Origin of the sequence: Novipirellula sp., from assembly GCF_041583735.1 — a bacterium.
Lineage (GTDB): Bacteria > Planctomycetota > Planctomycetia > Pirellulales > Pirellulaceae > Novipirellula.
Genome location: NZ_JBFHFD010000562.1, coordinates 1 through 5,765, shown reverse-complemented (window position 1 = coordinate 5,765; position 5,765 = coordinate 1). Strand labels below are relative to the sequence as shown.

The window sequence follows — 5,765 nt, the reverse complement described above, 5'->3', positions numbered from 1 at the left end:
TCATCCTGCGTCCAGCGATCGAGTGGATGATTGTGACAGTTTGCGCAGCGAAGCCGCACTCCCATCAGCACTTCGCTCATGTACTCGGCTTCCTCGCGGGCGGTTGCGAAATAGCGATGCACCGTAGCCGCCCCCGTCTCGCGGGAGTCCCCTTGCGAAAGGACGAGTGAGTTGGCGATCGAGTCCCAACTCGCGTCGGCGGCAACCTGTTCGTGCAACCAACGGTAAAAGGCGTTGGCCGCCAGAGTGTCGGTGCCCGGTTTTTGTAAGCGGAGCTGAATCGCCAAGCGATGCGTCCAGTAGTCCGTGAACTCGTCCGAACTCAGCAATTCGTCGATCAACTCCGCTCGATTGATGGGAGCGGAGGCAGTCGCAACGTGCTGTACCAACGTGGCGGAGGGCAAGCGACCGGTAAGATCGAATGATGCACGCCGCAAAAACTCGAGATCGCTGCAGGGTTTGGCGGGTGCCAGTCGAAGAGCGAGAAGTTTTGCGTTGATTTCGTCGTCGATCCAATTCCCGCGGGCCGAGTCGGGGAAAGTGGGGATCTCTGATCCAATAGGGGACGTGACTAATAAGGAGGTTACTTGGTCGCAGTACCGGACGGTTACGGCATGCTGTCCGCTGAGTTTCACTGTCGCTGCGCCAGCCTCATCGACAACGAGTGCCGAGTCGTCTTGGCTGACGTAGATGGCCGTTTCGGTCATGTCACGCCGTAACCCATCGCTAAAAACCGCCGTCACCTTGATTTGCAGCTCTGCCGGAATCGAGGTCGCGGCGAACGAAGTCGGGGTGACGATCAGCCGATCCAGTCGTCGCAGCTTCTTTCGTGCCGCACCCGCTGCGATCCATTCCGCTATCACCGCAGCGGCTTCGGAATTTGATTCCAACACCTCGCCGCCACCGTGATCCAATTGTCCCGTCGGTTTTGTCAGTAACAGACTTCTTCGTGGCGCCACGTAGTTGACGCGGCGTCCTTCCAGTTCGTTTACGATCGATCGGTAGTCGAATTCGGGATCGCCTCCGAAAAGCGACAAGCGAAAACCTGCCTGACCCGCTGCACTGCCATGACAGCTAGCCGCGTTACAGCCTGCCTTGGAAAGCAGTGGCACCACGTCGGTATCAAAGTCGATCTCCTCGGCAGGACTGGCCGCAGCACAGAGCAAACTGGTGCACACGATGAAGCAGATCGTTCGCATGATTATTCTTTTTCAGCCGGTTCGTCTTCGATCGGCGCGAATTCCTTTGCCCATTTCTTCAGATACGCTTGCGCTTCGGATGTCCCGTATTCTTTTAGCCGAGGCCCCTCGGTGATAAGACGAGACGCTTGGTAAACCCGTTGGCGGAACCAGCGATTCTTGGCGGCGAAATCTTCGACATCGGTCGCCGCCTCAGCAACCTCTTCCTTGGTGGCATCCTTTCGGATGACGGGTGCCATCTTTTGGCGATAGACGGCCTCTTGTTCGGGTTGCTGTCCCGCACGATTCATCGCCATCCGAGGTTCTTTGTACCCCATCTGCTGCAGAGTCGGTGCTTCGGTGCCGCCCAAGACCTTGATGATCTCGTGACCGATTTTTGTCGCGTCGGCCTGCACGCTTGGTTGTACCAGAGCAAAGTTAGCTGTCACGAGGCCCTTTGATCCAACAAGTACCGTTAGGGTCACCTTTCGATTTAGACCATACGCACCGGGCCCCTCAATTCCTTCGGTCGAAATCAAAGGCGTGGCACTTCGCGGCAGCGCATGACGCGCTCGTTTGAGGAAGGCGGTGGTTTCAGTGACGTCGTCGGTAAGGAAGACCAGCCGCGACGTTAATCCAGATGGTTCTTTGCTAGCCGCAAACTCCATCAGCAAACGCATCAGACCAACCGAAGGACGCGTGATCTGATGGACGAAGACGACTAGGATCGGCGAATCGCTTGTGCCGTCAATGGCATTGACTGCGGCGGTGTCGCCAAAGGCTGCGATAGCCTCGAAGGGCCGGAGTTCCTCGCCAACCTGAGGCCCCGAAAAGAGCGGTTCGTCCGCGACCGCGACCGCGGTAAGGAAAAGCGTGACCACGGTCGCTCGAAAGATCGTTTGCATCATGGGGACTCGCCTCGCAAGGTGCGTGAAGTTGAGATTCGCTCATGATATCAACCCCACGCGAGCTTAGGGGAATCGAAATTTTGCCAGCGCGGGGCTTTTGGCATCGGCCAGCCTCGCCTCAAAAGGCCCGCGACGTCAGACGGCGGGATTGGGGGCACGGAGATTCATGGCGAGAGTCTTTGTCCGACGTGCCGCGCCCGAGTGAGTCGCCTGCTGCTGTTTCGAGGTTGCCCAAGAGGGAAGTTACTTTGGAAAGGTGGTCACGTCGTGGTCCAAGCTTACCGACCGCAAAGCGTTGCCTGTTTTTGAAGTTTGCCCGTTTGCGGATTCCGACGTCAGCTCCGCCAATTCGGTGCTCAATTCGGTCAAGTTCATCGCCGATTGTTCGATTTCTTTCAGCGCCGCTGCGTGGTCGGCCGTCATCCGTTCCATGTCCTGCATCGTTTTGTCGAGCTCGACCGTACCGGTTGCCTGTCGTGTTGCTGCGGCTGCGATCTGCTTTGCCGTCAACGCGGACGCCGAGATCGTTTCTAACAACGTTTGAACCAAATCGCCGGTTTGCTGAGCGACCTGCCGGGCTTCGGCAACGACCACCGTTTCTTGCTCGGACGATTCCACGGCTTTGCGGATGGCCTGAAGAATCTCTGATAGAATGCCCCGCACCTCGCGTGTGGATTGCATCGATTGCTGAGCCAACCGTTTAATCTCGGCAGCCACGACAGCAAATCCCTTGCCGTGTTCGCCAGTTCGAGCGGCTTCCACGGCGGCGTTGAGCGCCAAGACGTTGGTTTGATCGGCGATATCGTCGACTGTCGAAGTGATTTCACCAATCGCCTGAGCCCGTTCGGCAAGCGAGATGATGTGGGATGCCGTTTCTTCGACTTGCCTTCGGACGGACTCCAATGCTTCGATCGATTTTACCATCGCTTCACGACCTGTTTCGGCAGTCGCTTCGACGTGCTTAGCTTCGTCGACCATCCCCTTGGCTCGTCCTGCGGTGTCGTGCGCAATGCTCGAGATCTCGTTCATCGTGCTTGCGGCTTCCGAGACAGCAGCGGCTTGGTCGTGCGATCCGCGAGCCTGTTTTGACGTCGTTGATAGAATGTCATCGCTGGTTGCGTTGAGGCGTCCAACGGTATCTGCGATCGCTTCGAAAAGCGTATTCCGCTCACGTTGTGCCTTCAACATTTCTTCTTGCGATGCAAGGGTCAAACGCTGTGATTCCAATCGTTCGTTTTGCTCGGTTAGCTTTTCCTCTTTGGTTTTCAGGTCGTCCACCATTGATTGTAGGTTTCTTGCCATCTGATTGAACCCCGCACTCAACTTGGCGACTTCATTCTGACCGGCTGCAGGAATTCGGTATTCGAGTTCACCTTGACCGATGCGATGAGCGCCTCGGAGCAATTCATCAATTGGGCGGGTGACCGATCGTGCGATTAGCCATCCCGCGACGATGACCAGCAGCGTCGCTGCAAACGCAAGCAAGATGATCTGGTTGCGTAGTCGTTTGATCGGAGCAAAAACTTCCGAAGTCTTTCGTGCTTCCAATACAACCCAGCCCATCCCAGCAAAGTCACCGGGTCCGCGGGACACGGCAAATGCGCCTAACAACTCTTCCCCGTCTCGAACGTTGGTTAGATTGGCAACAAACGCGTTTTCGTTTTGATTGAAGTCGACGTCTCGAAAGTACTCACTGCCGTCTCGCAGCCCCGTTGAATTTTCTCCCGCCTCGCGAATCACGCTGTGGTCTCGATCGAACAGCAACAGATACCCGTCGGTTTGGCTGTTTCGCTTGTATTTGTCGACAATCTCAATCAATTCTTGAATATTCAAAACGGCTTTCATCACGCCCAAGAATTCGCCGTCTTCGTCGACCGCCTTCAAACAAATGTCGACCGAGTAGATTCCTGCGCTCTCGTCGAAGCTGACGTCTTCGATATGCAATCCGTTTTCCCTTGCCATTTGCCACCATGACTCGTCGTCTTGGCGGTAGTCCGAGGTGCGGTTGGTTTGGGCCACATTGGCACCAAATCGGTTGGTGATAAACACCTCGCCGAAAACAGCATGCCCCGCTGATTTTTCCAACTGACGCAGCCAAACATTGAAATCGCGGGCCAGATCATTGATCATGACCTGCTGCATCAACGGGATCGTTTCGTGTACGGGGGTGGCTCGCCACTGCTGGTCACGTTGTTCAACCAGCCTCGCTGGATCATCCATCTGCATCATCTCGTCATTGGATTGCCGCAGCGACTGACGCACTAAATCGGTTTGCAGATAGGCCTGCCACGTTGTCGCGCGAGTTTGGATGATCCAATCGACTTCGTCCATGACTTCTTGAGCGCGGGTGACCGAGTTCGCTTCGATGGCGCGGCGCAAACTCGTTTCGCTGACACTGGTCGCGTAGATGCCTACCAACCAAATCAAAATCGTCGGCAGGATCGTTGCAATCAGCAATTGATGGACGATACGCATGTCGGGTACCCGGAAGAAAATCGCGACGTTTGATGATTTTGATTACTCCGATTGTAATTCAACTACCTCGTTGAACGGATGACTATGGCCCCCGAATGCGTGTTTTCCTTGTGCTTAAGGCATGTAGTGGTCCGATCTTTGGCGATATGAACGCCAATCGATATCCCCAGCTCCGCGTATTGTTCTTCGCGATCACCATCCCGATGTTGGTGATTTCATCAACGCGTGCCGATGATGCCGAGGTCGCCAGAGCCGCCTACAAGCAGAGCTTCATCGATAACGATTTCAGCTACCTTGACGATCCCTCGTACCAAGGACACTTCCTGGGCGAGCGGCTGAAGCGACTGCGTCCCATCAGCGATGTTACAATCGATTTGGGCGGTCGATTCCGTTCTCGGTATCACAACGAAAACAATCTTCGCGGCGGTCGCCGATTGACCGGTGCCAGTGACGAATTCACTCTGTCGCAAACATTGTTGTTCGCGGACGTTCACATCGGAGACGACTGGCGTGTCTTTGGGCAAGCGATCGATGCGACCAGCGATGGCGAAGATTTGCCGCCGCGGGGCAGCGAAGTCAACCGTTTCGATATGCAAATGCTTGCCGTGGATGCGCGACTGTTAAGCACTGGTGACGATCAGGAATGGTGGTTGCGTTTCGGACGCCAAGAAATGCACTATGGATCGCAACGGCTTGTCGCCAGCCGTCCATGGCGGAACACACCGCTGACGCACGATGGGGTGCGGAGTTGGTGGAAGTTCGATTCCGCGCGCGTCGATGCCTTCTGGGTACGTCCAATCGATCCGAGACAGCATCGGCCCGACGATACCAACTTTGACAGCCCCGACCAAAGCCGCCAGTTCTATGGAGTCTTTGGTACGACGAAAACCGACACGGCACGACACGACCTTTATTACTTTGGAATGACCGAAGAAGATGAACTCGTGCAAACCTTTGCCGGAGTTCCTGGTGGTTTTGATGTCCACACGATCGGTGGTCGCGTTCTGCGTAGCGACGGCGACGTGCAGTTTGAACTCGAAGGAGGCTACCAGTTCGGAAGTTTCTCGAGTTCGCGTCAATCGGCTGGCTTTGCCACCGTCGGTCTCGGACGCACGTTTGAACGATTGCCCCTGAAACCGCCCACTTGGCTGTTCTACGATTGGGCATCAGGCGATGACGATTTGAACGACGGCGTTCACGGAAC

General features: G+C 55.8%; 4 protein-coding genes. 1 reads left to right on the top strand and 3 read right to left on the bottom strand.

The features are described from left to right. The 3 genes from ABX962_RS28325 to ABX962_RS28315 all read right to left on the bottom strand — a co-directional run. Positions 1–1,199, bottom strand: a 1,199-nt coding sequence (locus ABX962_RS28325) for a DUF1549 domain-containing protein (RefSeq protein WP_372724495.1), incomplete at its 3' end; no start/stop codon positions are given. A 2-nt stretch (positions 1,200–1,201) separates the two neighbouring features. Beyond that, complete coding sequence (locus ABX962_RS28320) at positions 1,202–2,086, bottom strand: hypothetical protein (RefSeq protein WP_372724493.1); 885 nt, start codon at positions 2,084–2,086, stop codon at positions 1,202–1,204. Between the two features lie 243 nt (positions 2,087–2,329). Beyond that, positions 2,330–4,561, bottom strand: a complete 2,232-nt coding sequence (locus ABX962_RS28315) for a methyl-accepting chemotaxis protein (protein WP_372724491.1) — start codon at positions 4,559–4,561, stop codon at positions 2,330–2,332. A gap of 95 nt (positions 4,562–4,656) precedes the next feature. On the opposite strand from ABX962_RS28315, the gene ABX962_RS28310 reads away from it, so the two are divergent. Continuing rightward, on the top strand, positions 4,657–5,765 hold a 1,109-nt coding region (locus ABX962_RS28310; protein WP_372724489.1), incomplete at its 3' end, for an alginate export family protein.